The organism is Pseudomonas sp. A2, assembly GCF_023100865.1.
GTDB lineage: Bacteria > Pseudomonadota > Gammaproteobacteria > Pseudomonadales > Pseudomonadaceae > Aquipseudomonas > Aquipseudomonas asiatica.
Genome location: NZ_CP039127.1, coordinates 3,164,260 through 3,189,966, shown reverse-complemented (window position 1 = coordinate 3,189,966; position 25,707 = coordinate 3,164,260). Strand labels below are relative to the sequence as shown.

The following is a 25,707-nucleotide window of genomic DNA, read 5'->3' as shown; positions in this document are numbered from 1 at the left end:
CAACATGCTCTGGGCCTGCATCCTGCTTCCGCAGCTGGCGCTGGACACGGTCCTGCGTGAGCGTGACGACCCCGATACCCCCCTGGTGCTGCTTGGCGGGCCGACCCAGCGACGCGTGCTGCAGGCCGTCAACCCGGCGGCGGCCGCGCTCGGCCTGCGGGCCGGGCAAACCCTGACGGCGGCGCGTGCGCTGGCCGATGGCTTCAGCTGCGTCGAAGCCGAACCCAGGCGCATCGACCAGGTGCAGCAGTTGCTGGCAGCCTGGGCCTACCGCTTCAGTGCCCAGGTCAGCCTGCACTACCCACGGGCGCTGTTGCTGGAGGTGGGCTCCAGCCTGCAGCTGTTCGGCCCCTGGCCGCTGTTCGAGGCCCGTCTGCGCCAGGAGCTGGCGGAGCTGGGCTTGCGCCAACGCATCGTCCTGGCCAGCAACCCGGTGGCGGCGCGCATGCTTGCCAATGCTCACGATGGCCTGGCCGTGATGGATGCCGATGCCACCCGTGCGGCGCTGCTGGGCATGCCCATCGAGCGTATCGGCCTGCCTGCGCAGGCTGCCGAGGCCTTTGCCCGCATGGGCCTGCGCCAGTTGAGCCAGGTGCTGGCCTTGCCCCGCGACAGCCTGGCCAGGCGCTTTCCGGCCCAGGTGCAGCTGCACCTTGACCAGTTGCTCGGCCTGCGCAACCTGGGGCTGGGCTTTTACCATCCCCCGGACCGTTTCGAGACCCGGCTGGAGCTGAACTTCGACGTCGAATCACACCAGGCCCTGCTGTTCCCGCTGCGGCGCATGCTCAACGACCTTGCCGCGTTCCTCGCCGGGCGTGACTGTGGCGTGCAGCGTTTCTGCCTGCACCTGGAGCATGCCGAAGGGCCGGATACCTTGCTGAAGGTGGGCCTGCTGGCCGCCGAACGCGATGCTGCGATGCTGTTCGAACTGGCGCGCGGGCGCCTGGAGCCGCTACGCATTCCCGCACCTGTGCGCAACCTGCGGCTGGTTGCCGAGGACCTGCCACCCTTCGTGCCGCAACACCAGGCATTGTTCGACCCGCGTGCGCAACAGGCGCAACCTTGGGAACAATTGCGCGAACGGCTACGCGCCCGCCTGGGGGATGAGGCGGTCAAGGGCCTGAGCGCGGCAGCCGATCATCGCCCCGAATGCGCCTGGCAAGCGGTAGAGCAGGGTGCCCAGGGCAGCATGCCGGTCGTTCCTGGCAGCCGCCCTGGCTGGCTGCTGTCGGCCCCCATGGCGCTGGACGAAGGCGGCTATCGCCTGCAAGGCCATGCCGAGCGCATCGAATCGGGCTGGTGGGATGGCGGCGATGTGCGCCGCGACTATTACCGTATCGAAACCCGTGACGGCCTGCGCGGCTGGGCCTACCGCGACCTGGGCAAGGCCGGCCCGTTGTGGCTGCAGGGCTGGTTCGCATGAACACCCCGGGTTATGCCGAGCTGCACTGCCTGTCCAACTTCAGCTTCCAGCGCGGCGCGTCGAGCGCCGACGAGCTGTTCCGGCGCGCGCGTGAACAGGGCTACCAGGCGCTGGCGATCACCGACGAATGCACCCTGGCCGGTATCGTCCGTGCCTGGCAGGCGGCCAAGGAACACCAGCTGCGGCTGATCGTGGGCAGTGAAGTGCAGTTGCAGGACGGCCCCAGGCTGGTGCTGCTGGTGCAGGACCTGGCCGGCTACCAGAACCTGTGCGCGTTGATCACCCGGGCCCGGCGGCGGGCGCAGAAGGGCGAGTACCAACTGTTTCGCGATGACCTGCAGCAGCACCATCAAGGCCTGCTGGCATTGTGGGTAGCCGATGACAGCGGCGATGCCACCCCCGGGCAGTGGCTGCACGGCGTGTTCGGTGAGCGCCTGTGGCTGGCCGTGCACCTGCACCGCGGCAGTGACGATACCTTGCGCCTTGAACGCTTGCGTAGCCTGGCGGCCAGGGTCGGCATCCGCGCCGTGGCCTGTGGCGACGTGCACATGCACGTGCGCGGTCGCCGCGCCCTGCAGGATTGCATGACCGCCATTCGCCAGCATTGCCTGGTGGCCGAGGCCGGGCGCTTCCTGTTTGCCAATGGCGAGCGGCACCTGCGCAGCCAGGCGCAACTGGGCGAACTCTATCCCGCCGACTTGCTGGCCGAGACCCTGGCCATCGCTGCGCGCTGCCAGTTCGAGCTGAGCGAATTGAAATACCAGTACCCCTGCGAACTAGTGCCCCAGGGGCATACCCCGGCGAGCTGGTTGCGCGAGTTGTGCCAGCAGGGTTTGCCGTCGCGCTGGCCAAACGGGCCGAGCAGCAAGGTGCGGGATGTGCTGGCCAAGGAGCTGGCGCTGATCGAGGAGCTGGGCTACGAAAGCTACTTCCTGACTGTGCACGACATCGTCGCCTTCGCCCGCAGCCAGCGCATTCTGTGCCAGGGGCGGGGCTCGGCAGCCAACTCGGTGGTGTGCTTCGTGCTGGGCATCACCGAGCTCGACCCCATGCAACACCACCTGTTGTTCGAGCGCTTCCTGTCGCGCGAGCGCAACGAGCCGCCGGACATCGACGTGGACTTCGAGCACGACCGGCGCGAGGAGGTGATCCAGTATGTGTTCCGCCGCTATGGCCGGCACCGGGCGGCGCTCACTGCGGTGGTCAACACCTACCATGCCGCCGGTGCGGTGCGGGATGTGGCGCGGGTGCTGGGGCTGCCCGCCGACCAGGTGGACGCCCTGGCCAAATGCTGTGGCCGCTGGAGCGATCGCATACCCGACGACCAGCGCCTGGCCGAGGCCGGCTTCGAGGCGGGCAGCCCTTCGCTGCGCCGGGTGCTGGTGCTGGCCGGCGAACTGATCGGCTTCCCTCGGCACCTGTCACAGCACCCGGGCGGCTTCGTCATCTCGCAGCAACCCTTGGACGAGCTGGTGCCGGTGGAGAATGCCGCGATGCCGGAGCGCACGGTGATCCAGTGGGACAAGGACGACCTGGACATGGTGGGCCTGCTCAAGGTCGACGTGCTGGCGCTGGGCATGCTCAGCGCCTTGCGCCGTTGCTTCGACCTGCTGCAACGCCACCGTGGCCAGCACCTGACCCTGGCGACCATCCCCGCCGAAGACCCGGCTACCTACGCGATGATCAGCCGTGCCGAGACCATGGGCGTGTTCCAGATCGAGTCGCGCGCGCAAATGGCCATGTTGCCGCGGCTTCGGCCGGAAAAGTTCTACGACCTGGTCATCGAGGTGGCCATCGTCCGCCCCGGGCCGATCCAGGGCGACATGGTCCACCCTTACCTGCGCCGGCGCCTGAAGCAGGAACCGGTGACCTATCCCTCGCCGCAACTGAAGGCAGTGTTCGAGCGCACCCTGGGTGTGCCGCTGTTCCAGGAGCAGGTGATGGAGCTGGCGATGGTCGCGGCCGACTACACCCCGGGCGAGGCCGACCAGTTGCGCCGCAGCATGGCCGCCTGGAAGCGTCACGGCGGCCTGGAACCGCACCGCGAGCGGCTGGTGCAGGGCATGTTGCGCAATGGTTATGACCTGGCGTTTGCCGAGCGCATCTTCGAGCAGATCAAGGGCTTTGGCAGTTATGGCTTTCCGGAATCGCACGCGGCCAGTTTTGCCTTGTTGTGCTATGCCAGCAGCTGGCTCAAGTGCCATGAACCGGCGATTTTCACCTGCGCGCTGGTCAACAGCTGGCCCATGGGTTTCTACAGCCCCGACCAGTTGCTGCAAGAGGCCCGGCGCCAAGGTATCGAGGTCAGGCCGGTCGATGTGTGCCACAGTGACTGGGACTGCACGCTCGAGCCTGAGCCTGGCGAGGTGCTGGCCATTCGCATGGGCTTGCGCCTGGTACGCGGCCTTGCCGAGGCTGATGCCAGGCGCCTGGAGCAGGCGAGGGCGCAGCGGCCATGGCGCGATGTCGAAGACCTGTGCCTGCGTGCCGGGCTCGATTCGCGTGCCCGCGCCCACCTGGCCGATGCCGGCGCGTTGCGCGCCTTGGCCAGCGACCGGCACCAGGCGCGCTGGCAGGTGGCGGCGGTGCAGCCGCAGCTGCCTTTGTTCGCCGATATCGAAGCCTTGCCGGAACGTACCGTCGAACTGCCCGTCCCCAGTGTGGCAGAAGACCTGATGGCCGATTACCAGACCCTGGGTACCACGCTTGGGCCGCATCCCCTGACCTTGTTGCGCTCACGCCTGCGGGCCCTGGGCTGTCGCAGTTCGCGCGAGCTGCAAGATGTCGGGCATGGTGACAACATTGCCGTGGCCGGGCTGGTGGTGGGCCGCCAGCGGCCACAGACCGCCAGCGGCGTGACCTTCGTCACCCTTGAGGACGAGCACGGCATGGTCAATGTGGTGGTGTGGCGGGCGCTTGCCGAACGGCAGCGGCGGGCACTGGTGGGGGCGCAGTTGCTCAAGGTCAGCGGGCGGCTGGAGCAGGAGAATGGCGTGCGCCACCTGATAGCACGGCGGTTGGAGGATGTGAGCCCGTTGTTGCAAGGGCTGGATGTACGCAGCCGGGACTTCCATTGATCCCCGGCATCTCACGCAAAACCCTGATTTTTGCGCGGTCCCTGTGGGAGCGGCTTTAGCCGCGAACACCGGCGCAGCCGGTGCCATGCACCGCGTTGAATTCTTCGCGGCTAAAGCCGCTCCCACAGGGTACGAGGATTACTTGCGAATTCAGTTCTCTTCGCTACACCATCGCCAACCGCTGCTTGCGCGTCGGTGCCGGGAACGCCCGGTCGATCGCCCGCAGGTCTTCGCCGGTCAGGGTCAGCGCACCCGCAGCGGCATTCAGCCGCACATGCTCGGGCGTCACGGCCTTGGGGATGGCTATCACCCCGTCATTGCGTGTCACCCACGCCAGGCTGACCTGGGCCACCGTGGCCCCATGGCGCTCGGCGATTTCCGCCAGCACCGGGTGCTGCAGCAGGCGCCCGGCCTGGGCCAGCGGGCAGTAGGCCATGGTCGGCAGCGCACGCTTTTCGCACCACGGCAACAGGTCGAACTCGATGCCACGCTGGGCCGGGTTGTACAGCACCTGGTTGGTGGCGCAATCGGGGTTGTGCAGTTCGCGCAGGTCGTCGACATCGAAATTGGAAACACCCCAGCGCTTGATCTTGCCTTGCTCGCGCAAGCGCTCGAACGCTTCGACGGTTTCTTCCAGTGGGTGCTGGCCGCGCCAGTGCAGCAGGTACAGGTCGATGCAGTCGGTGCCCAGGCGGGTGAGGCTGCGCTCGCAGGCGGCGGCCATGGCGCGCAGGCTGGCATTGTGCGGATACACCTTGCTGACCAGGAACACCTGGTCGCGGCGCCCGGCAATGGCCTGGCCAACCACTTCTTCCGCGCCACCTTCGGCATACATCTCGGCGGTATCGATCAGGCTCAGGCCAAGTTCGATACCCTGTTGCAGGGCCGCCACCTCGGCCGCCTTGCGAGCCGGATCTTCACCCATGTACCAGGTGCCCTGGCCGATGGCCGGAACGCTCGAACCTGCCAGTTTCACGTAACGCATGTCACCTCCGGGATGCGGGTATTGGAAAGCAGTACCTCGAGCAGCGCTTGCGCTGCCGTGGAAAGCTTGTGTTCGCTAAGAGCAATCACACCGATGCGGCGCTCGACCGTGGGCTCGACCAAGGGCACGCAGCGGGCGCCAAGTTCCTGCATCTGATTGATGCAAAGTGCCGGCACGGCACTGACCCCCAGCCCACTGGCGACCATGCGCCCGACGGTAGACAACTGATGGCTCTCGAAAGCCACCGCGAGTTTGCCGTGGCGGGCGGCCACGTTCTGCTCCATCAGCAGGCGCACCGCCGAAGGGCGTTGCAGGGCCACGAAGTCTTCGGCCAGCAATTGTGCCCAGCTGACCTGGGGCAGCTGCGCCAAGGGCGAATCGGCGGGCACCACGGCGACGAAACGGTCCATGTACAACGGGTGGAAATCCAGGCCATCGTTGTTGTCCGGTTCGAAGCCGATGCCCAGTTCGACGCGGCGATGGCGCACCAGTTCCTGCACCTGTTCGTTGATCACATCGTGCACCGTGACGTTGACCTTCGGGTAACGCTGGCGAAATACCTTCAGCGAGTGGGGCAGCAGGTTGCCGGCAAAGGCCGGCATGGCCGCCACCGAAACCCGGCCCAGTTGCAGGGTGAAACGCTGGCGCAGCATTTCTTCGGTGTCGTCCCAGTCGGCCAGCAGGCGCCGTGCCAGCGGCAGCAGCACCTCGCCCTCGGCAGTCAGGCTGACGCTGCGCGTGGTGCGGCTGAGCAGGGCGCCGCCAAGGTTTTCTTCCAGGGCCTTGATGGTCAGGCTCAGTGCCGGTTGCGAGACATGCAGGTGTTCACCGGCCTGGGCGAAGCTCTGGTACTTGGCCACAGCGACAAAGGCGCGCAGTTGCTTGACGTTCATGACAGGCCTGTTGGTTGTTTTGCAAAAGTTATCAATCGATGATGAAAACAAAATTAACAAATCAGTCGCTTGCGGTGAAGATGTCCCCACACGCTCACCGACAGCCTCGTCGGTTCAACAACTACAAAAGGCGGATCAGCATGGCCGGACTGGACAAGCGCGTTGCAACCTATGAACAGGCCCTCGAAGGCCTGACCGACAACATGACGGTACTGGCTGGTGGTTTCGGCCTGTGCGGTATCCCTGAAAACCTTATCAGCGAAATCAAGCGCCGTGGCGTCAAGGGCCTGACCGTAGTCTCCAACAACTGCGGTGTCGACGGCTTTGGCCTGGGCGTGCTGCTGGAAGACCGGCAGATCCGCAAGATGGTCGCTTCCTACGTGGGCGAGAACGCCGAGTTCGAACGCCAGCTGCTGAGCGGCGAGCTGGAAGTGGAGCTGACCCCGCAAGGCACTCTCGCCGAGAAAATGCGCGCCGGTGGCGCCGGCATCCCGGCCTTCTACACCGCCACCGGCTACGGCACCCCGGTTGCCGACGGCAAGGAAGTGCGCGAATTCAACGGCCGCAAGTACATCCTCGAAGAATCCATCACCGGCGACTTCGCCATCGTCAAGGGCTGGAAGGCCGACCACTACGGCAACGTGGTGTACCGCAACACCGCGCAAAACTTCAACCCGCTGGCGGCCACCGCCGGCAAGATCACCGTGGTCGAAGTGGAAGAGATCGTCGAACCTGGCGTGCTGCTGCCCAGCGAGATCCACACCCCGGGCATCTACGTGGACCGCGTCATCGTCGGCACCTTCGAAAAGCGTATCGAAAAGCGCACCGTCAAGGCCTGAGCGCCATCCACCAGAACAACAAAGAGATCCTGACCATGGCACTGACCCGCGAACAGATGGCGCAACGCGTCGCCCGTGAACTGAAGGACGGCTACTACGTAAACCTGGGCATCGGCATTCCGACCCTGGTGGCCAACTACGTACCCGCCGACATGGATGTGATGCTGCAATCGGAAAACGGCCTGCTCGGCATGGGCGAATTCCCCACCGAAGGCACCATCGATGCCGACATGATCAACGCCGGCAAGCAGACCGTCACCGCCCGCCGCGGTGCCTCGATCTTCGATTCGGCGCAGTCGTTCGCCATGATCCGTGGCGGCCACGTCGACCTGACCGTGCTCGGCGCTTTCGAAGTGGATGTGCAAGGCAACATCGCTTCGTGGATGATCCCGGGCAAGCTGGTGAAGGGCATGGGCGGCGCCATGGACCTGGTGGCCGGTGCCGAGAACATCATCGTCACCATGACCCACGCTTCCAAGGACGGCGAGTCCAAGCTGCTGCCGCAGTGCAGCCTGCCATTGACCGGTGCTGGCTGCATTCGCAAGGTGCTGACCGACCTGGCCTACCTGGAAATCGAAGACGGCGCCTTCATCCTGCGCGAGACCGCGCCTGGGGTGAGCATCGAGGAAATCATCGAGAAAACCGCCGGCAAGCTGATCGTGCCGGATGATGTGAAGGAAATGACCTTCTAAGATCGCTAGCGTCACGCCCCTGTAGGAGCAGCCTTGTGCTGCGAAGCGGCCAGCGCAGGCATGCACGAGATGTGTTGTCTGTACTGGCCGCTTCGCAGCACAAGGCTGCTCCTACAGGGGTTTTGCGTTTTTGCTGATGTATCCGATAAAACCAATAAAAGGAATTGAACTGTGGCCGCTGAAATCCAAGACAGCCGTTCCGCGCGCTTTGCCTTGCGCTGCTCCAACTGGGCCGAACGCTGGTTCCCCGATTCCTGGGTGTTTGCCGCCCTGGCAGTACTGCTGGTGTGCATCGGCGCCCTGGCCATGGGCGCCAAGCCGACCGACACTGCCAAGGCCTTTGGCGATGGCTTCTGGAGCCTGATCCCCTTCACCATGCAGATGGCCTTCGTGGTCATCGGCGGCTATGTGGTGGCCAGCTCGCCGCCCGCCGCGCGCCTGATCGACCGCCTGGCGCGCATCCCCGGCAATGGCCGTTCGGCCGTGTGCTGGGTGGCGCTGATCTCGATGCTGGCATCGCTGCTCAACTGGGGCCTGTCGCTGGTGTTCGGCGGCCTGCTGGTGCGCGCCCTGGCCCGACGCACCGAACTGAAGATGGACTACCGCGCCGCCGGCGCCGCCGCCTACCTGGGCCTGGGCGCCGTGTGGGCGCTGGGCCTGTCTTCGTCGGCGGCGCAACTGCAGGCCAACCCGGCCAGCCTGCCACCGTCGATCCTGTCGATTACCGGGGTGATCCCGTTCACCGAGACCATCTTCCTCTGGCAGTCCGGCGTGATGCTGGCGGCATTGGTAGTGGTCTCGCTGGTGATCGCCTACGCCACGGCGCCGGGCCCGAACAGCGCGCGCAGCGCCCAGGACTGCGGGGTCGACCCCAGCTTCACCGCGCCACCGGCACCCCAGCGTACCCGCCCGGGCGAGTGGCTGGAACACAGCCCCATCCTGATCCTGTTGCTGGTGGCCCTGGCCGCCGGCTGGCTGTACCAGGAGTTCGCCACCAAACCGGCGATTACCGCCATTTCCGGGCTGAACACCTACAACCTGTTGTTCATCATGCTCGGTGCCTTGCTGCACTGGCGCCCGCGCAGCTTCCTCGATGCGGTGGCGCGTGCGGTTCCGACCACCACCGGGGTGCTGATCCAGTTCCCGCTGTATGGTTCGATCGCTGCCATTCTCACCCAGGTGAAGGGCGTCGACGAGCAGACTTTGGCCCACCACATTTCACTGTTCTTCACCCAGATCGCCACGCATGACACCTATGCCGTGCTGATGGGCGTCTACTCGGCGGTGCTGGGCTTCTTCATCCCATCGGGTGGTGGCAAGTGGATCATCGAGGCCCCGTACGTGATGCTGGTGGCCAATGACCTGCAGTACCACCTGGGCTGGGCAGTGCAGATCTACAACGCCGCAGAAGCCTTGCCGAACCTGATCAACCCGTTCTACATGCTGCCGCTGCTGGGGGTACTGGGGCTCAAGGCACGCGACCTGATCGGCTTCTCGTTCGTGCAGTTGCTGGTGCACGTGCCGCTGGTGCTGGTGTTGCTGTGGGCATTGGGTACGACGTTGCAGTACCTGCCGCCGGTGATGCCGTAACCCTGGGCCTGCGCTGGCTTTTTGTAGGAGCGGCCTTGTGTCGCGATAGGGCCGCAAAGCGGCCCCAGGGTTTCAGCAATAGTGCACAAATTGCCGGGGCTGCTCTGCAGCCCCATCGCGACACAAGGCCGCTCCTACAAGACTCAGCGCAGCAGCCCCAGCATTTCCTGAGCAGTCCACGTATCATTACCAGGCTGCCTTCGCCTGGGAAATCCGCGTCACATGTCTATCCGATTGAAACTGCTGCGAAAGAAACTGGGGATGACCCTGGAGTTGCTGGCCGACAAGACCGGCATGACCAAGAGCTACCTGTCCAAGGTCGAACGTGGCCTGAACACCCCCTCGATCGCCGCCGCGCTGAAGCTGGCGCGGGCACTGAATGTCAATGTCGAAGAACTGTTCGCCGAAGAGCAGACCGGCCAGAACCGCTACAGCCTGGTACGCCATGGCGAGCGCCAGGCATTGGTGGGTGACGGGGCAGGGCCGGGGTACTCGGCCCTCACCAGCCAGGTCGGGCAGCGCAGCCTGCTGCCGTTCCTGATCCAGCCGCCGACCGAGTTCAGCGACCCTACGTTCAAGGAGCACCTGGGCGAAGAATTCCTGTTCGTCCACGCCGGCCAGGTGGAAGTGGACTTCATGAGCGAGCGGGTACTGCTGGAGCAAGGCGATGCCTTGCATTTCAATGCCCAGACACCACACCGGCTAAGGTCGGTGGGGCCGCTGCCGGCGCAGTTGCTGGTCGTGGTGCATCACACAGACGAATAACATGCCGGGGCGCCAAAGCGCCCCACGGCCTTGCCTTTCTCAGCGATGAAACTATGGCGCCACCAATGCAGCGCCCTATGCTCAATTTGCGCGTCGATATTTTGACTATATTGTCCGGCGCCCATTGAATTTTATTATAGTGTCGAATCGTTGACGCAATGTCATTGTGTTCATAAGCTCATCTCAACGGTGAAACAACTCCCGAACACCACGCCAACAAACAGTTGATTTTCCTCTTCAGGAGGGCGTATGCGCACGGCTCTGATTATCAAATCGATGTCTTTGCTGGCGCTGTTAAGTGGCGCAGCGCGTGCCGCGGATATGTATATCAATCAGAACAGTATCGTCCCTGTTTCAACGGCAGGGTGGTTCTTTGCATTTGCTGTCGTTGGCTTTGTAGCTGTCGCCAACAGGAGAAAGATCTGAATCCGCCAGCCTGGGTTCTAACCTTGACGCCAGCGGCCCGGGGCCTCGCTTGTCAATTCCCCAGCCGTTGCTATATTGCCAGTAGCCCGTGCAGGTCCACGGTTGCAGGCAGCAAAGCCCAGGCTGCACAGCGTCAAGGCAAGGCCTCGTAAAGATCGAGGTTATCGCGGTTGGCGTATGCCGCGAAGCGGAGCGAGAGTTGGTGTGCTGTTCTCATTCAGTGCTCTTTGTCGGGCCTTTTCGGCCGGAGGGACCCTCATGGTGCGTTCAATGTTTGCCGCGTTCTGCATGCTGATGGTGTGGTCTGGTGCCGGTAAGGCCGACCCGAGCAGTGCTACCTACCTGCTCAGCCCCGGCGATGTGGTGATGGTTTCGGTGTGGCAGGAAGATAGCCTGCGCCAGGAAGCCACCGTACTTCCCGATGGAAGTATCACGTTCCCCCTGGCAGGTCGCATCGATGTTGCCGGGCTGGATGTGACGACCGTTGAAAAACAAGTGGCTGCCAAACTCGAGAAATTCCTCCCCGACCCGAACGTCAGCGTTGTCGTCAAGAGCATCGCCGGCAACCTGGTCTATGTACAAGGCAAAGTGATAAAGCCCGGGCCGGTACAGATGGCGGGCCCTACCGCAGTGTTGCAGGCCCTGAGCATGTCTGGCGGCCTGGACAAGTTTGCAGATGAAAGCGAAATCAAAGTGGTGCGCGGCACTGGCGCTTCCCAAAAAATCCTGCCCGTGCGATATAGAGACCTGGTGTCTGGCCGGGATATGTCCACCAACATCCAACTTCAGGCTGGCGATACGCTGGTCGTCCCTTGATCTTGCCTTTAATAAGAACACTTAATGCCTCTTCTCAGAACAACTAGTATTGCAACGGCAATCTTGGTGTTGCCGTTTACGAACACGGTCTTGGCAGCAAATTGGCAGTCTACGGTAGTGGTACCGACATCCGTCGAACATGACAGCAACCCCTTGCTGCTGTCGTCGGGTGAAAAGGGCATAACGCGCACGATCATCGCGCCGGATTACACCCTGATCGGTACCTTCGACCGGGACGAACTGAGGTTGGGGCTGGGCATGAATGTATTGCGCTCGTCCGACACGGCGGTGGTCGACAACCGTGAGGACCCTGACGTGAGCCTGGGCTGGCAGCGTCAGACCGAGCGCGGGCGGTTTGGCCTGCTGGCGCGTTACAACGAAAGTTCGACGCTGTCGGGAACGGTGCTGGATACCGGTGTGGTCACCACCGATGGCACGCAAAAGCTGTATACGCTGACCGGCAACTGGAGCCAGGCGGTTACCGAGCGTAGCACCTTGAGCAACGAAACCACGTACAACCGTGCCCGTTATGACATCAGTACGCTGACGGGTTACGAAGAACTGGGCAACGTGTTCACCTGGACCTACGCCTGGAGCGAGCGGGCTGATTTGTACAGCCGCTTTGGTGCCCGGCGCTATGAGCCCGAGGAGGACCAGACGGCGACGGCGTCCAACAGCTACAGCCCCGCGGTCGGGGTCAAGTACCAGTTTTCCGAAAGCCTCAGCGCCGATGCGCATGTGGGTGTCACCGAGGTTTCCGGTGACGAAGGTGGCCGACGCGGGGAGGGTGGGGTTGCGCTGCTTTACACCGGTGCGCGCGCCGTCGCCAGCTTCACCGCCGAACGCAGCACGGTAGCCAGCGCCGAAGGCGGCTTCGCCGAGCTGGACCAGGTGCGCGGTGTGTGGAGTTACGCCGTCAGCGAATTGACCCGGGTGGGCGCGGACGCTGCCTGGCAAGACAGCAAAGGGCAGACCCCCAACACCCTGCAGACTTACAGCGTGTGGGCCAGCCGCGAGTTTTCGCCGTACTGGGACCTGCGCCTGTCGCTGATGTACAAGGAACGGCAGCAGGATAACGAAGCTGATGCGAACGCTACGATCGTGGGTTTGACGTTGACGTACAGGTACCCCGACATCTGAACTTCAGGCAGGTGGCCCCATGAAGTCTGACTACGAGCTCTCCCTCAGAGATTACATTGCCATAATCAAGGACAGGGCCCTGTTATTGGGGGTGAGCATCGTAGTCATCCTGGCCACGACCGTCGCAGTCGCGGTGATGGTGCCGCCGATCTACCAATCGACCGGCACCATCCTGGTGGAATCGCAGCAAATTTCCCCTGAGCTGGTGTCGACCAACAACACCAGCTTTGCCGATGAACGCATCGAAGTGATTCGCCAGCGGGTGATGACCCGCGAGAACCTGCTGCGCATCATCGACAAGTACAACCTGTTTCCCGACAAGCGCTTCAGCGATAGCGACAAGATCGACCACATGCGCAGCGCCATCGTCGTCGAAACCCTTACCACATACGTGCGCGGGCGGGGTGAAGCGACCGTGGCGTTCAATGTGTCCTTCGAGCACAAGCAGCCCGAGGTGGCCAAGGAAGTCGCCGACGAGTTGGTGACGCTGTTCCTCAACGAGAACCTCAAGCAGCGTACCGAGCGGGCCAACGAAACCACCGAGTTCCTCACCCAGGAGGCGAACAAGCTGGGTGCCGAGCTGGCCAACCTGGAAAACCAGCTGGCGGATTTCAAGCAGGCCCACGCCAACGCCTTGCCCGAGCACCAGACCTTGCGCATGAACATGCTGTCACGGTCGGAGCTGGAGTTCCGCGAGGTCGACCGTGATTACAAGGCCGCCCAGGAAGAACTGCGTTACCTTGAGCTGGAACTGTCCGCGGCCAATGCCGGGCTGGCAACCAAGGCCGGCGAAGGCCCCAGGGCGGCCGGTGCCGAGCAGCCCCAGGACCTGCCCAGCCTGAAGGCCGAATATGCCCGGCTGTTGAGCCGCTACAAGGAAGCCCACCCCGATGTGGTGGCGGTCAAGCGCAGGATCCAGGCGCTCGAAGCCAGTGGCAATCGCACGGCAGCGGCCTCCACGGTCGGCCTCGATGTCGCCCGCGTGCGCGCCAAGATGAGTGCGGCACAGGAGCGCATTGCTTCGCTGGCCGAGCAAAAGCGCGAGTTGACCCGCAAGATGGAAGGCTACGAGGCCGAGATCCTCGAGGCGCCGCAGGTCGAGCGTGGCCTGGTTACCTTGATGCGTGACCACGACAACGCGCGCAAGAAGTACGAGGAAATCCGCGCCAAGGAAATGGGCGCGAAGATTACCGAAAGCCTGGAACAGGAGAACAAGGCCGAGCGCTTTGTACTGCTTGAACCACCGCTGATGCCCGAGAAACCGATCAAGCCCAACCGCAAGAAGATCGCTGCGCTGGGCCTGGTGCTGGCACCGGCAGGTGGCGGTGCGCTGGTGATGCTGCTGGAGATGTTCAACCAGCGCATTCGCGGCGTCGGTGCACTGGAGAACCTGCTGGGCAGGCGGGTGCTGGTGGCGCTGCCATACATCGATACCAAGGCCGATGTGGCCAGGCGCAAGCGTTGGCGCAACTGGCTGATCGTGGCGGCACTGGCGCTGGCGGCTATCATGGTAGTGCTGGTGCACGTGTTCTACATGCCACTGGATGTGCTGTTGTTCAAAGTCATGTCTCGGTTTGCATAGGGAAGCAGTGATGGACAGGACCAAGCAGGCTGTCGGCAATAATCTTCACCAGGTTACCCCGGGTACCCCCCAGGCCTTGTCACCCGCCCCTGGTACGGCACTGGCGGAAGTGCCTGGCCAGTTCGACTACGTGAACACCAAGGTGGTGCCGTTGCGCGCGGAGCACCTGGAGCGTCACCGTATCGTCGCCTACAACAAGAACTCCAACATGAACGGGCCGATCGACCTGCTGCGCACGCAAGTGCTCAGGACCATGGACGAGAATGGCTGGCGAACCCTGGCCATCACCTCGCCAACCCCTGAAGCGGGCAAGACGGTGCTGGCGATCAACCTGGCCATGAGCATCGCCCACCACACCACCAAGACCGCTTTGCTGGTGGACTTCGACCTGCGTCGACCCAAGGTCGGCAGCAGCCTGGGCCTGCCCATGGACCAGGCGTTGAACGAGTTTCTGACGGACAAGGCCGAGTTGCAGGACTGTCTGGTCAACCCGACCTTGCCTCGGTTCGTGGTGCTGCCCACGCGGGTGCCGGTGCCGTTGTCCACCGAAATGCTGTCGTCGCCCAAAGTGAACAACCTGATCAGCGAACTACGCAACCGCTACGAGTCGCGCATCTGCATTTTCGATTTGCCGCCATTGCTCAGTTCTGACGATGCGATCACCGTGATACCCAAGTTCGACTGTGTGCTGCTGGTGGTGGCCAACGGTATGAACAACAGGAAGGAGATCGAGGATTGCCTGCATCACCTGGCAAGGGTGAACCTGGTGGGAACGGTATTGAACAAAGCTGACGAGCAGCCTCGAACCTATTATTGAGTCTCGGTATTCTGGGGCTGCTTCGCAGCCCATCGCGACACAAGGCCGCTGCCACAGGTATGGCGCACTCTTTCAGCGGGTGGGGTAGCGAGCCCAGGGGTACTGCAACTCCCATTGCCACGCATGCCGCACAATCGACTCCAGCGAGGCAAACTCCGGCCGCCAGCCCAGCATGTGCATGGCCTTGCCAGCATCCGCCACCAACCGGGGCGGGTCGCCGGGGCGGCGGGGGGCGTCGAGGGTGCGGATCTGCCGGCCAGTCACCGCCCGGGCCGTATCGATCACCTGCTGCACCGAAAAGCCCAGCCCGTTGCCCAGGTTGAACGCGGTTCGCTCGCCACCCGCCAGCAGGTAATCCACCGCCAGTGCATGAGCCGCCGCCAGGTCGGCCACATGCACATAGTCGCGTATGCAGGTGCCATCCGGCGTGTCGTAGTCGCGGCCAAATACCGTTACCGCATCACGGCGGCCCGAAGCGGCCTGCAGGATCAGCGGGATCAGGTGGGTTTCCGGGTCATGACGCTCTCCCAGCTGGCCCTCCGGGTCTGCGCCCGCTGCGTTGAAGTAACGCAGGCATACCGACTTCAAGCCATAGGCCCGGTCGAAGTCCTCGAGAATCTGCTCGACCATCCATTTGCTCAACCCATACGGGTTGATCGGCCCCTTGGCATGCGCTTCGTCGATCGGCACGTACTGCGGGTTGCCGTAGACGGCTGCGCTGGAAGAAAAAACCAGGTGCCTGATACCGGCATTCACCATGGCCTGCAGGAGGGAAAGGGTGGCCGCGACATTGTTCTGGTAGTACTTGCCGGGCACGCTGACCGACTCGCCCACCTGGATGAACGAGGCAAAGTGGAACACGGCATCGAAGCGGCAAACACCGAACAGCACATCCAGGGCGGGCTCGTCGGCGATGTCCAGTTTCGCCCACTGGACGCCGGGGCCGGGCGAGACGAGGTCCGCCACCACCACCTCATGGCCCGTACCGAGCAGGTGCTTGACCATGTGCGAGCCAATGTAGCCTGCGCCACCGACAACCAGAAACTTCATCCATGCCTCCTGGACTCTGCTGTTGTACAGCTGCGCTTTTCAGCTACAGGACTGTTGTGAGGGTAGATGGCCATATGCCCTATTTCAAGAACAGCCAGTTGGACATGTACTTGCCGTCGAACGTGATGCTGTAGCGTCCATCCTGGTAAGCCATCGGCAAGGGTTTCAACTGGGCCTGTGCATCCCGGGCGAACAGCTTCAGGCCAGCAGGCGCCTTGATGTTCAAGGTGCCGGCAAACGGCTCTACGTTGAACGGTGTCTTGTCATCGGCCTTCGGCACGGCCCGGGTACCCAGCGACAGCAGCAGTTCACGCGACTGGCCCAGAGGGTTGCCGTCCAGGCTTTGCACCACGACGCTGGCGTACGGCGTTCGTGCTTGCACCTGGATGGCGCCCAGGCTGATCAAGCGACCTCCCAGCCATCCGGTGGCGGCCTGGGTCAGCGGTGTATCGATGGTATAGATGCCCTGTTGCCAGTTGCGCTTGAGTTCGCCCGTATCGCTGACCGCTTCCGTGGCGTCGGCCGGCAGCAAGGACTGCTCCGGGTCCTGCAGTACCTGCGCACCGGCAGGGATGGCGGCGGGTTTCAGCCAGGGCAACTCCGGCGTCTGTGGCAGGGCGATTTGCAGTTGGCCCTTTTCCATGGCCGTGCGCAGCAGTGGCGAGTTGCGCGGGGTGATCTCCTGGTTGTACAGGGTGGCGGGCGTCGGCGCGAACACGTATCGGGTAGTGGCCGGCTTCACATCCGCACGGCGATAGAGCAGGGCGGCAGCGGGCAGGGTGGCGATCATCGCCGGGTCGTTGTACGCGTGCCAGTTATCCGCCGTGCGCCAGCCAGGGTTGAAGGCCTGCTGGCTGTAAGCGTACTGCATCATGGCGTCCCAGCCCTGGTGGGCGGCGGTGCCGGCCACGTACAGCGGCAGCGAGTGGCGGTCGGGCAGCGGGAAGGGTTCGGCGTTCCACTCGGTGACGGTCAGCGGCTTGCCGACTACCTGGGCGGCAGCGAGCCAGTCGATCACGCCGTCGCTGGTCAACGGGTTCTTCTCCAGTTGGCCATTGGCACCGTAGCCATGGGCATCGATGACATCGCCTGTGGTCAGTGCCGGCAGCGCGCTCAGGCCATTGCCGCCCCAGGTACTGGTGGTGGCGATCGGCACTTTCACGCCGAGGCCGCGCAGGTGAGTGATCATGTCGGTGTTGAAGCGCTGTTCCAGGTCGTTGAGAAAAAGCTTCGAAGGGCCATGCTCCCAGGCGCGCCAGGTGAGGTCGGTGGGCAGGTCATATTGTTTGGCGAAGGCTTTGGCCGCTTCCATGTAGCGCTCGCTATGGCGCGGCACGTCCTTGTTCGGCATCAGGGCGTTACCGTAATGCTGGGTGAGGTCGTTCTCATTGGTGAGCAGCACGGCAGCGATGGCGGGGTCGTCCTTGTAAGCCAGGCCGGTGTATTCATTCACATGAGTCAGGTACTGCTCGGCAAAGCGTGTCATCGCCTGTTGGATGCTTCGGTTCACATAGGCGTAACCCTTCAGGTCGACATGGCTCTCACCCTTGGCCAGCTCCTTGAAGTCATCGATATTGTCATTGGCAGTAAGCGCCCGCTGCACGTGCAGGTCCAGCCAGATATAGATGCCCTCGTCCTTGAGCGCCTTGATCCACAAGTCGAGCTTGCGCAGCGATTCGGCACTGAGCTGCTGGGTATCGCGCACCAGGGTGCCGTCGCCGAACACGTTCGGGCTGACCCAGGGCGAGTCGTGGTGATGCAAACGCACCAGGTTGAACCCCAGTGCCGACAGGCGCTTGGCCTGTTGGCGGATTTCTTCGTCGGGGCTCTTGAACAGCGAATAGGCGGACAGGTTGGTGCCCCAGAAGCGCACTGGGGTGTTGTTTTCGAACATCAGCTGCTCGCCGACAGCCTTGACGAAGCCATGCTTGCCGGCAGGCTTTTCCGGGGCGTTGAGGAATGACAGGTCCACGGGCGAGGTGCGCCAGTCCAGCTGGTCGTCGGGCCAGCCGGCGGGGTCGGCCAGGCCGAAGCGTTCGCTGGGCGTGGGCCCCAGGTCGATGTCGCCGGTGATGTTCAGCACCGCCTTGATCTGCTGCCGACCAGCGTTGATCGGGTCGCTGTAAATGAACGCACGCAGTTCGGACGGGTTGCCGCGCTCGAAATACACCTTGGCCAGCGGCGGGTCGAAGCGCATTTCGATGCGGCGGCCCTGGTCAGCCTTGCCCCATGACCAGCCACGGTTGCCGGGCAGCAGCTGCGGTGCACCCATGCCCCCGGCAATTTGCGCAGGGTCGAACTCGAACACCATGCCACCGCCCATTACTCCGGCCTGGCGGCTGTGGGCCTCGAGGTCGAAGGCCCAGCCCAGGGTTTGCGCCTGCTCCTTGCGGATATCCGCCGCCAGATCGAAGTCCAGTTCCTTGTTCTTGCCCTGCAGCATGTAGTGGTCGGGGCCAACTACCTTGAACGTGGTGGAAAAACCGGTCCAGCTCCAGTTGGCCGCCCAGAAGTCGAACTTGGCTTTCATCACTGGCCCACCACCGCGGGTCACCAAGGGCAGGCCGTTCTGTTCATCGACACTGACTTGCCACGCTGAGGCCCAGCCGGCGAGCGGCAGTGAGGCCAGCCCGGCGATGGCCGAAACCCGCAGCAGGGTTTGAAAACCCCAGCGGCGCAGGGGGAGCAGGTTCATAGGTGTCACCTGGGTTGAAGGGCGGGGTCGGCCAGCGCGATGGCCTGGCTGTTGTGCAGCTTGCGAACCATCTGGACATAGGCCACGCCCAGTCCGGCGACAGTCCAGTACACCACCGGGATGAAGGTGATGCTGCTGACGGTGAAGATGATCACCAGGATGCCGATCAGTGTCGCCAGCAATGCCCGGCCGAGCTGGCGTCGCTCGTCGTCCTTGTCGGGGAAACTGCGCATGGCCTTGCGGATACCGTGCAGTACGGCAGCGAAGAACGCCACGAACAGGCCCAGCCCGACCAGCCCGACCCGCAGTGCCAGGTTTATGTAGGTGTTGACGATGTCGATGATGCCGTCACCCTGGATCATCGATTGCATTTCCGGGGTGTTGCGGAAGTCGAACGAGCCGAACAACGGGTTGCGCTGGATGACGATCCACGAGTTGTCCATCAGCCGTTCGCGGTAAGTGATGTTCTCTTTCTCGAGGTTGCCAATGAACGGCAGCATGTCCAGTACCTTGTCGCCACCGGACACGATGGTCAGCAAGGGCAGGGCCAGCATGCCGGCCGCAGCGAGCAGCGCCAGGCGCCTGACCGCACCTTTGCCCAGGGCGATGAACACCACCACGATGACCACGGCACCGATCCACGGGCCGCGGGACAGTGGCGCGAACAGCCCTGCGGCCAGCAGCAGGGCGCCCAGGGCCCGCTGCAGGGGGCGGCGCACGTAACCCTGGACGAACAGGAACAGGCCGATGGCCACGCTCATCACATAGCCCAGGGCAATCGCCTGCCCGGTGGTGACGCTGGCGCGCAGCGAACCGCCACGGCTCAGGTAGCCGGACATGCTCCACGGCACGCCCATGGCGTCGACCAGGGCACTGTACAGCAGCCAGTGGCGCACGTACTCGGCCACGCCGATCAGGGCCAGAACGAATGAGGCAAGCACGAAGGCCAGCAGGGTGTCCTTGAAATCGCTGATCTGGCGCAGGCCACGGCTGGCCACGTAATACGGCAGTAACACGTCGACAAACAGGTACAGCGTCTGGCGCAGGGTGTCGGTCAGGGTGGTCTCGCGCAGGTACAGCACGCTCATCAGCAGCAGGCCGGCCGCCAACAGCCTGTCGGGCCAGGTGCGGCCGAAGCGCAGGGTGTCGCCTTGCCGGCGCAGGGCCAGCGCCGCCGGCAACAGCACGCACAGGGCCAGCAGGCGGATATGGTTGAGGTCGACCAGGTAATTGACCACGCCAAACCCGGGCACCTGCACCGAAGCCGGCGGGATCAGGAACAGCAGCATGTAGAACAGCGCCATGGGGTTGTGTTCGCGGCGCCCGGCGATGTACAGGATGACGGCGCCAGCACCCAGGTACAGCCAGAAGCTGTGCGAGAAGAAGGCCAGCAGGGTAAGCAGGAACCACAGGTTGCGTCGGCGCTTGAAGTCGCTCAGCGGAATCAGGTCGGTGGCAGGCCGCCGCGCCAGCAGGAAGACCACGCTCGCCAGAAAAAGGATGACGATCAACGCACGAAAATGTTCAGGCATTGGCTATGTGCACCTTTGCATCGGTGGGCAACGGCTAGCGTCGTGGCTGATTGAAACTATAGTGACCTTTTAGCCAGTCAGTCAGAGATTGCTCTCATGCCGTCGATTGATGTGTCTGCCACCGCGAGCCTGCGCAAGCGGGCCCTGAGGGCCGGGTCATGGAACCTGGTTGCACAAGTGGCGTCACAGGTGATGCGCCTTGGCGGCAACCTGATAATGGCCCGCTTGCTGCTGCCGGAAATGTTCGGGGTGATGGTCATCGCCACCACCGTTTCGGTACTCCTGCATCTACTGTCCGATGTCGGCCTGCGGCAGAACATCATCCAGAGCCATCGCGGTGACGACCCGGACTTTCTCAATACTGCATGGACCGTGCAGATCATCCGCGGCTTCGTGCTGTTTGCCCTGACCTTGCTGCTGGCCTTGGGGGCCTGGTTCGCCCAGCTCGCCGAGCTGTGGCCGGCGGACTCCACCTATGCCGCACCGGTGTTGCCGATGGTGCTGGCGGCAACCGGGCTGTCGGCGGTGATCTGGGGCTTCCAGTCCACCAAGATAGATGTCGCGGTACGGACTTTCCAACAGAAGCGCGTGGTGCTGGTGGACCTGGCCTCGCAGGCGGTCGGCCTGGTGGTGATGCTGGTGCTGGGCTACCTGACCCATTCAGTGTGGGCACTGGTGATCGCCGGCCTGGTGTCTGCCGTGGCCTGGACCCTGCTCGGTCACACCGCCCTGGAGGGGCATGACAACCGCCTGCAGTGGGACCGCAGCGCGCTGACCGAACTGATCGTGTTCGGCCGCTGGATCCTGTTGTCGTCGATGGTCGGCGTGCTGGCCATGTACGGTGATCGCATGTGGTTTGGCGCCAGCATGACGGCGGCACAACTGGGTGTGTACTCGATTGCCGTGTTGATCCTGGGTGCCGTGCAGACCGCGCTGATGAAGGTTTTCGGCGCGGTGGCGCTGCCCGCCTTCAGCGAAGCGGCACGGGCCGATGACAAGGAGCGCCTCAAGGCGCTGTATTACCGCTTCCGCCTGCTGGTCGACCTGCTGGTGCTGTTCATCTGTGGCGGCTTCCTGACCGCCAGCCCGTTGCTGATCGGTTGGCTGTACGACGATCGCTACCGTGAAGCTGGCCCGATGATGGCCATTCTTTCGCTGTCGTTCCTCACATTGCGCTATACCTTGGCTCATCAGGTGTGGATTGCCCTGGGCCTGACCAGGTACCAGGCCATGGATAACATCATCCGCCTGGTCTCGTTGTGGGGGGGGCTGCCACTGTTGCTGGCGATCGGTGGCGTTGACTGGGCGATCTGGGGGGTTGCCCTGCATACCGTGCCAACCCTTGTGTTGATCGTGTACGTGAATCGCAAGCTGGATATGTTCAGCCTGAGGCGTGAGCTGGTGGTACTGCCGATGCTACTGGTCGGGGCGCTTTGCGGGGCGCTGCTGACAGCCTTTTTCAACTGGCTGTAATTCGGCTTGTCGGGTGAAACTTTCTAAGGTGCAGGTCATTGGATCATGGGGAAACTTACGTTTTGTACTGCGCAATTGGGTCGTAGGGGGTTTCTCCAGAGTTGTGTCTTGCTGGGTGTAGGTGGTGTGGTGTTCGCTGCTACGCCAGCCGTCGCCAGCCAACCTGCTGGCAGGCCTGGGTTCGTGGTGATCAACGGCTGGGTACTGCCGTCCCGTTACTTCCGGAACGAGCACGCATGATCAGGGACTATCAGCAGCAGAAGGCGCTGCGCGACAGTTACGATGTCTGCATCATCGGCGCCGGCCCGGCCGGTATCACCCTGGGCCTGCGCCTGGCCGCCGCCGGCTGGAGCGTCCTGCTTGCCGAAGGTGGCGGGCGCGAGTACTCGGCGAACTCGCAAGCCTTGTACGCCTGTGCATCCACTGGCCTGGAGCTGTATGCCGGGGAAGCTCGCCTGCGTTACCTGGGCGGCACATCCAACCATTGGGCCGGCCGTTGCCGGCCGTTCAGCCCCTCGGACTTCGCAGTTCCCCCCATTGGCGACTTGCCTGGCTGGCCCATTCCTTATTCGGAGATCGCAGGCTACCTGCCTGCTGCCATGGATATCGTCGACCTGCCGCCAGGGGCGGACTTTCGCGCGTTGAATGATGGCCTCGACGGCGGTGACTTCGAACCGGACCGCTTTCTGCTCAGCCCGCCAACGCGCTTTGCGCAGAAGTACGCCACGGCCCTGGAGCAGACCCAGGGCCTGGACGTATTCATCAACTGCAATTGCGTGAACCTGGAGTTCGACCAGGCCTCCGGTCACCTGGCTGCAGTCGTGCTTTCCGATTACGAGTGCAATCGCCAGCGCCTGGTTGCAAGAAACTTCGTACTCGCTACAGGTGCCATCGAGAATGCCCGGCAACTGCTCAACAGCGAGTCGTTGGCGGCGGCGGGGATCGTGAGCAAGGACGGGCTGGTCGGCGGGTGCTTCATGGAGCATCTGAACATTGATCTTGGCACCTTTATCCTCAATTCGAGGCTGGCCCCTGACCCGCGCGAGTACTACACCACCGATGCCTTCGTTGAGGAGTACAAGGCAGGCAAGGGCAACGTCAGGGCCGCCTTGCTGGCTGATGTGCAAACCTATGGTCGTACTGCCGAGGTGAAGCATTTTCTGGAGAACCTGGCCTGCGACATGGGAGTAGCCAGCAAGATCGCCTTCGTGGCCAAGTTCAACTGCCCCGGTGATGGCGTCATCAGCACCATGATCGAGCAGTTTCCCAACCTGCAAAGCCGCATTTCGCTGCTGGAGGAGAAGGACGCACTGGGCGTGGCCAAGGTCAATGTCAACTGGGCCCTGACCGCTGATGACCGGCACACCGTCAAGTGCATCGGAAGCGAGCTGGCCAAGCAGTGGGCTGCCATGGACCTGGGCTACATCAAGCTCAATGACTTCGTTTACGACACCTCGATACCGCTGAAGTTGTCGCCACATGCCCATCACATGGGTACCACGCGCATGGCGTCTTCAGCGCAGTTTGGTGTTGTCGATACCAACTGCAAGGTGTTCGGTACCGAAAATCTTTATGTCGCCGGCAGCAGCATCTTTGCCACGGGCGGCGCTTGCAATCCGACCATGCCGCTGCTGCAGTTTGCGGTACGCCTGGCCGACCACCTCGATGCCAGGCTGAGCGCGGCCAGCGACGCCGTGGGGTGATGCATGTTGTAAACGGGTTGAGTGCGCGACGGTCAGCACCCACAAGAACGAGACCGGATGCGCCTCAGGGACAGTCCAGATGGCTTTGATTGCGAGGCTGGCAGAATGAAGGGATGGATACGCAAGGCAGTGGCGCACTATGTCCATGCAACGGGGCGAGGAAGCGCCTTCTACAGGAGGTTCTGCAAGCCTTCGGGGCTTGAGTGGGGGGCCTACCTTGCCCGTTGGGGCAACTTCCACTCGGTAGGCAGCAACTTCTATGTCAATACAGGCTGCAAGTTCCTCGACCCTTCGCTGGTTCGCATCGGCAACAGTGTGGGGCTGTCCGATTGCACCCTGATCGGTCATGACGGGGTGGTATTGCTGATCGAACATCGCTTCGGCAAGCACCTGGATTCGGTCGGTTTCATCGACATCAAGGACAACTGCTTCATCGGCCACGGTGCAATCGTCATGCCTCGCGTCACCATCGGGCCTGAGTCGATCGTGGCCGCCGGTGCCGTGGTGACCAAGGATGTGCCGCCGGGCACGGTGTTCGGTGGCAACCCTGCAGAGTTCATATGCACCACCGAGGCGTTGATCAAGCGGGTTGAGGCACGTTGCGAAGCCTACCCATGGATCGACCTGGTCAAGCAGCGCAATGGAGCCTACGACCCGCAACTGGAGCCGCAGCTGACGGCGCAAAGGCGCCAGTATTTCTTCGGGGACGGCAACAATGGCTAGCAAACCTGTGGACGTCATGGTGGTCAACTTCAACACGGCCGGGCTGCTGCAGCCGATGTTCGATGCACTGCGTCGGGCCGACAGCGAACGGCTGGCCAGCTACCTTGTGGTGGACAATGCCTCGGCCGATGACTCGCTGCAGCGCATGGCCGAGGTATGCCCGCAGGCGCTGCTGCTGAGCAACAAGCAGAACGTGGGGTTCGGCCGGGCCAACAACCAGTTGCTGGCGCACCTGAAGGGCAAGTACGCCTTGCTGCTGAACACCGACGCCTTTGTCGCCGCCGATTCACTGCAGAAAACCCTCGACTACATGGAAGCCCACCCGGAGTGCGGTGTGCTGGGGGTACGCCTGGAGGGACGCGACGGCGCCCTGCAGCCCAGTTGCCGCTACTTCCCCACACCGTTCAACGTGTTCGTCGGGCGTACCGGGTTGGGGCGTTTCTTCCCGGGCTTGAAAATGGTCGACGAAATGGATTGGGACCACGCTTCGGTCCGCGAGTGCGACTGGCTGCCTGGCTGCTTCTACCTGGTGCGCCGCGAAGTGCTCGACCAGGTGGGCCTGTTCGACCCGCGCTACTTTCTTTATTACGAGGAGGTCGACCACTGCAAGCGGGTGAAGGCTGCAGGCTGGAAGGTGGTGTTCTACCCGCATACCACGGTGGTGCACATCGGAGGGGAAAGCTCCAGATCGGTGGCCGAACTGGAGGCGGCCAGCCGGCAGATCTCGTCATACCAGATCGAAAGCGAGCTGTTGTACTTCCGCAAGCATCATGGGCTGGCGGGCCTTGCCCTGCACATGCTGCTGGTCACCTTGGGCGACCTGGTACTGGCACTCAAGGCGCTGTTGAAACGACGCGGTCGGGGCGCAATACAGGCCTGCTGGCGTCACTGCCGGGCGACCTGGTCTCTGTTGTTCAAGACCCGGTACGCCAGCCAACCGACAAGGTAGGTGGAGCCATGTTCGAGAATATACGTGCCGACCTGCGTGCCCATGGTGGCGACTGGGGCGCCCAGGGCTTCTGGGTATTGCTGGTGTACCGCTTCGGCCGCTGGCGCTATGGGGTGCGCCCGGCACTGCTGCGAAAACTGTTTTCGCTCATCTACAAGGTCCTGTTCAAGTTCGTGCAGATCATCACGGGTGTGGAGCTGCCGTGCGAGGTGGTGATCGGCCGCAACTTCGTCATCGACCATTTTGGCGGCATCGTAGTCAGCGGCTATGCCCGGTTTGGCGATGACTGCCGCATCCGCAACGGGGTAGTGGTGGGCCTGAAGAACGTCGATGAGCCGATTGCACCAGTGTTCGGCAACAACGTCGATATTGGCACCGGGGCCAAGGTGCTGGGAAGCATCCGTATCGGCAACGACGTGATCATCGGTGCCAACGCCGTGGTGCTGGTGGATGTGCCGGACAATTCGCTGGCGGTGGGGGTGCCGGCCATCATCAAGGCCAGGCAACCGGCCGCCACGGCGCCCGTCGAGTGAGGCC

Annotated in this window: 21 protein-coding genes; 16 read left to right on the top strand and 5 right to left on the bottom strand. The window is 63.2% G+C overall.

Annotated features, from left to right (window positions below; translation table 11 throughout):
- Positions 1 to 4 precede the first annotated feature (4 nt).
- Positions 5 to 1,423: a DNA polymerase Y family protein gene (locus tag E5221_RS14875; RefSeq protein ID WP_061551815.1), complete on the top strand. Its 1,419-nt coding sequence runs from the start codon at positions 5 to 7 to the stop codon at positions 1,421 to 1,423.
- The gene (locus E5221_RS14870; RefSeq protein WP_247845882.1) at positions 1,420 to 4,500 is read left to right on the top strand and encodes an error-prone DNA polymerase; all 3,081 of its coding nucleotides are present in this window, start codon (positions 1,420 to 1,422) and stop codon (positions 4,498 to 4,500) included. The genes E5221_RS14875 and E5221_RS14870 overlap by 4 nt, the downstream gene beginning before the upstream one ends.
- Before the next feature lie 163 nt (positions 4,501 to 4,663).
- Here E5221_RS14870 and E5221_RS14865 read toward each other — a convergent pair whose 3' ends face one another.
- Positions 4,664 to 5,485 carry an aldo/keto reductase gene (locus tag E5221_RS14865; protein ID WP_013972723.1) on the bottom strand — a complete coding sequence of 274 codons (822 nt, stop codon included), beginning with the start codon at positions 5,483 to 5,485 and terminating at the stop codon, positions 4,664 to 4,666.
- The gene (locus E5221_RS14860) at positions 5,473 to 6,378 is read right to left on the bottom strand and encodes a LysR family transcriptional regulator (RefSeq protein WP_013972722.1); all 906 of its coding nucleotides are present in this window, start codon (positions 6,376 to 6,378) and stop codon (positions 5,473 to 5,475) included. The genes E5221_RS14865 and E5221_RS14860 overlap by 13 nt, the downstream gene beginning before the upstream one ends.
- Before the next feature lie 140 nt (positions 6,379 to 6,518).
- Here E5221_RS14860 and E5221_RS14855 point away from each other — a divergent pair, with 140 nt between their 5' ends.
- The 9 genes from E5221_RS14855 (at position 6,519) to E5221_RS14815 (ending at position 15,045) form a co-directional block, all read left to right on the top strand.
- Positions 6,519 to 7,217 carry a CoA transferase subunit A gene (locus tag E5221_RS14855; RefSeq protein ID WP_015270421.1) on the top strand — a complete coding sequence of 233 codons (699 nt, stop codon included), beginning with the start codon at positions 6,519 to 6,521 and terminating at the stop codon, positions 7,215 to 7,217.
- A 35-nt stretch (positions 7,218 to 7,252) separates the two neighbouring features.
- Positions 7,253 to 7,909: a CoA transferase subunit B gene (locus E5221_RS14850; RefSeq protein WP_003260585.1), complete on the top strand. Its 657-nt coding sequence runs from the start codon at positions 7,253 to 7,255 to the stop codon at positions 7,907 to 7,909.
- Between the two features lie 171 nt (positions 7,910 to 8,080).
- Complete coding sequence (locus E5221_RS14845; protein ID WP_013972720.1) at positions 8,081 to 9,499, top strand: TIGR00366 family protein; 1,419 nt, start codon at positions 8,081 to 8,083, stop codon at positions 9,497 to 9,499.
- A 222-nt stretch (positions 9,500 to 9,721) separates the two neighbouring features.
- Positions 9,722 to 10,264, top strand: coding sequence for an XRE family transcriptional regulator (locus tag E5221_RS14840; RefSeq protein WP_015270419.1), 543 nt, complete (start codon positions 9,722 to 9,724; stop codon positions 10,262 to 10,264).
- 249 nt (positions 10,265 to 10,513) lie between these two features.
- Positions 10,514 to 10,690 carry a hypothetical protein gene (locus tag E5221_RS14835; protein WP_013972718.1) on the top strand — a complete coding sequence of 59 codons (177 nt, stop codon included), beginning with the start codon at positions 10,514 to 10,516 and terminating at the stop codon, positions 10,688 to 10,690.
- Between the two features lie 258 nt (positions 10,691 to 10,948).
- Complete coding sequence (locus E5221_RS14830) at positions 10,949 to 11,506, top strand: polysaccharide biosynthesis/export family protein (RefSeq protein WP_015270418.1); 558 nt, start codon at positions 10,949 to 10,951, stop codon at positions 11,504 to 11,506.
- A gap of 24 nt (positions 11,507 to 11,530) precedes the next feature.
- Entirely contained in the window at positions 11,531 to 12,646 is a 1,116-nt protein-coding gene (locus E5221_RS14825) for a hypothetical protein (RefSeq protein WP_024087164.1), read from the top strand.
- A gap of 19 nt (positions 12,647 to 12,665) precedes the next feature.
- Positions 12,666 to 14,228 (top strand): Wzz/FepE/Etk N-terminal domain-containing protein, encoded by a 1,563-nt coding sequence (locus tag E5221_RS14820; protein WP_061551818.1) that lies wholly within the window; start codon positions 12,666 to 12,668, stop codon positions 14,226 to 14,228.
- Positions 14,229 to 14,238: 10 nt separating this feature from the next.
- Positions 14,239 to 15,045 (top strand): CpsD/CapB family tyrosine-protein kinase, encoded by an 807-nt coding sequence (locus tag E5221_RS14815; RefSeq protein ID WP_061551819.1) that lies wholly within the window; start codon positions 14,239 to 14,241, stop codon positions 15,043 to 15,045.
- Between the two features lie 72 nt (positions 15,046 to 15,117).
- On the opposite strand, the gene galE is transcribed toward E5221_RS14815, so the two are convergent.
- The 3 genes from galE to E5221_RS14800 form a co-directional block, all read right to left on the bottom strand.
- Positions 15,118 to 16,095, bottom strand: coding sequence for a UDP-glucose 4-epimerase GalE (gene galE / locus E5221_RS14810; protein ID WP_061551820.1), 978 nt, complete (start codon positions 16,093 to 16,095; stop codon positions 15,118 to 15,120).
- A gap of 79 nt (positions 16,096 to 16,174) precedes the next feature.
- Positions 16,175 to 18,790, bottom strand: a complete 2,616-nt coding sequence (locus E5221_RS14805; protein ID WP_247845881.1) for a cellulase family glycosylhydrolase — start codon at positions 18,788 to 18,790, stop codon at positions 16,175 to 16,177.
- Positions 18,791 to 18,795: 5 nt separating this feature from the next.
- On the bottom strand, positions 18,796 to 20,322 hold the full coding sequence (locus E5221_RS14800) for an O-antigen ligase family protein (RefSeq protein WP_247845880.1): 1,527 nt from the start codon (positions 20,320 to 20,322) through the stop codon (positions 18,796 to 18,798).
- 96 nt (positions 20,323 to 20,418) lie between these two features.
- On the opposite strand from E5221_RS14800, the gene E5221_RS14795 reads away from it, so the two are divergent.
- The 5 genes from E5221_RS14795 to E5221_RS14775 all read left to right on the top strand — a co-directional run bounded on the left by E5221_RS14795 (position 20,419) and on the right by E5221_RS14775 (position 25,703).
- Positions 20,419 to 21,795, top strand: a complete 1,377-nt coding sequence (locus E5221_RS14795) for an oligosaccharide flippase family protein (RefSeq protein ID WP_247845879.1) — start codon at positions 20,419 to 20,421, stop codon at positions 21,793 to 21,795.
- Positions 21,796 to 22,031: 236 nt separating this feature from the next.
- Complete coding sequence (locus E5221_RS14790) at positions 22,032 to 23,498, top strand: GMC family oxidoreductase (protein ID WP_247845878.1); 1,467 nt, start codon at positions 22,032 to 22,034, stop codon at positions 23,496 to 23,498.
- A 105-nt stretch (positions 23,499 to 23,603) separates the two neighbouring features.
- A complete protein-coding gene (locus E5221_RS14785) occupies positions 23,604 to 24,221 on the top strand; it encodes an acyltransferase (protein WP_247845877.1) in 618 nt (205 codons plus the stop codon).
- A complete protein-coding gene (locus E5221_RS14780; protein ID WP_039613634.1) occupies positions 24,214 to 25,170 on the top strand; it encodes a glycosyltransferase family 2 protein in 957 nt (318 codons plus the stop codon). The genes E5221_RS14785 and E5221_RS14780 overlap by 8 nt, the downstream gene beginning before the upstream one ends.
- 8 nt (positions 25,171 to 25,178) lie before the next feature.
- Positions 25,179 to 25,703 carry a serine acetyltransferase gene (locus E5221_RS14775; protein ID WP_013972705.1) on the top strand — a complete coding sequence of 175 codons (525 nt, stop codon included), beginning with the start codon at positions 25,179 to 25,181 and terminating at the stop codon, positions 25,701 to 25,703.
- Positions 25,704 to 25,707: the final 4 nt, after the last annotated feature.

Bases quoted from the DNA above. Each gene is read 5' to 3' on its own strand.
- E5221_RS14875 (WP_061551815.1), top strand. From the start codon at position 5: ATGCTCTGGGCCTGCATCCTGCTTCCGCAGCTGGCGCTGGACACGGTC.
- E5221_RS14870 (WP_247845882.1), top strand. From the start codon at position 1,420: ATGAACACCCCGGGTTATGCCGAGCTGCACTGCCTGTCCAACTTCAGC.
- E5221_RS14865 (WP_013972723.1), bottom strand. From the start codon at position 5,485: ATGCGTTACGTGAAACTGGCAGGTTCGAGCGTTCCGGCCATCGGCCAG.
- E5221_RS14860 (WP_013972722.1), bottom strand. From the start codon at position 6,378: ATGAACGTCAAGCAACTGCGCGCCTTTGTCGCTGTGGCCAAGTACCAG.
- E5221_RS14855 (WP_015270421.1), top strand. From the start codon at position 6,519: ATGGCCGGACTGGACAAGCGCGTTGCAACCTATGAACAGGCCCTCGAA.
- E5221_RS14850 (WP_003260585.1), top strand. From the start codon at position 7,253: ATGGCACTGACCCGCGAACAGATGGCGCAACGCGTCGCCCGTGAACTG.
- E5221_RS14840 (WP_015270419.1), top strand. From the start codon at position 9,722: ATGTCTATCCGATTGAAACTGCTGCGAAAGAAACTGGGGATGACCCTG.
- E5221_RS14835 (WP_013972718.1), top strand. From the start codon at position 10,514: ATGCGCACGGCTCTGATTATCAAATCGATGTCTTTGCTGGCGCTGTTA.
- E5221_RS14830 (WP_015270418.1), top strand. From the start codon at position 10,949: ATGGTGCGTTCAATGTTTGCCGCGTTCTGCATGCTGATGGTGTGGTCT.
- E5221_RS14825 (WP_024087164.1), top strand. From the start codon at position 11,531: ATGCCTCTTCTCAGAACAACTAGTATTGCAACGGCAATCTTGGTGTTG.
- E5221_RS14820 (WP_061551818.1), top strand. From the start codon at position 12,666: ATGAAGTCTGACTACGAGCTCTCCCTCAGAGATTACATTGCCATAATC.
- E5221_RS14815 (WP_061551819.1), top strand. From the start codon at position 14,239: ATGGACAGGACCAAGCAGGCTGTCGGCAATAATCTTCACCAGGTTACC.
- galE (WP_061551820.1), bottom strand. From the start codon at position 16,095: ATGAAGTTTCTGGTTGTCGGTGGCGCAGGCTACATTGGCTCGCACATG.
- E5221_RS14805 (WP_247845881.1), bottom strand. From the start codon at position 18,790: ATGAACCTGCTCCCCCTGCGCCGCTGGGGTTTTCAAACCCTGCTGCGG.
- E5221_RS14800 (WP_247845880.1), bottom strand. From the start codon at position 20,322: ATGCCTGAACATTTTCGTGCGTTGATCGTCATCCTTTTTCTGGCGAGC.
- E5221_RS14795 (WP_247845879.1), top strand. From the start codon at position 20,419: ATGCCGTCGATTGATGTGTCTGCCACCGCGAGCCTGCGCAAGCGGGCC.
- E5221_RS14790 (WP_247845878.1), top strand. From the start codon at position 22,032: ATGATCAGGGACTATCAGCAGCAGAAGGCGCTGCGCGACAGTTACGAT.
- E5221_RS14785 (WP_247845877.1), top strand. From the start codon at position 23,604: ATGAAGGGATGGATACGCAAGGCAGTGGCGCACTATGTCCATGCAACG.
- E5221_RS14780 (WP_039613634.1), top strand. From the start codon at position 24,214: ATGGCTAGCAAACCTGTGGACGTCATGGTGGTCAACTTCAACACGGCC.
- E5221_RS14775 (WP_013972705.1), top strand. From the start codon at position 25,179: ATGTTCGAGAATATACGTGCCGACCTGCGTGCCCATGGTGGCGACTGG.